Source organism: Candidatus Protofrankia californiensis, from assembly GCF_900634765.1.
Classification (GTDB): domain Bacteria; phylum Actinomycetota; class Actinomycetes; order Frankiales; family Frankiaceae; genus Protofrankia; species Protofrankia californiensis.
Map to the genome: position 1 here is coordinate 1 of NZ_CAAAFT010000034.1, position 583 is coordinate 583.

Genomic DNA, 583 nt, shown 5'->3' on the forward strand with positions numbered 1-583 from the left:
ATCAGCCGCTCGACCAGGTCACACCGGATCGGGTTCGCAAGAGCCTCGAAGATCTGTGACGCCATCGTTGCCCTCTCTCTCCGCGACGACCGAATCATCAACCATCTGCTTGACGATTCTAGCACTAGGCCTGAGCGACTCTCATCATATTGCTTGAGGACTCCCCCTAGAGCCCCTAGAGGGAGGCTTCAAGTAAACCAGAAGGTGGAATATTGGTCCACGCGTTGCTCGCGACCGGACTGCCGCTGCCCCGCGTCGCCGACCAGCTTCGGCTGGCCTGTCGATCACCTGCCATCCCGATGACCGCACTCCCCTCCTCGATGTCCGCGGGGCGTCGTCACCCACCATCGCCCCCAATTTGCGTAACGCACCGATCACTGACGGCTGCCACTGGCCACGGTTCTTCTTGCAATCGTATGCGATCTTGTTAACATGCTCCCCGGATGTCCCAGCATATACACTGAAGATCTTGCAAAAGCGCTTTGGATCTTTAGATCTTGTACTGTCTCCAGCGGCGGCTCGGAATAGGAGGTCCGGATGGAGGGCAGCACGCTCGCTGGCGGGCGTACGGGCGCGATTGGGG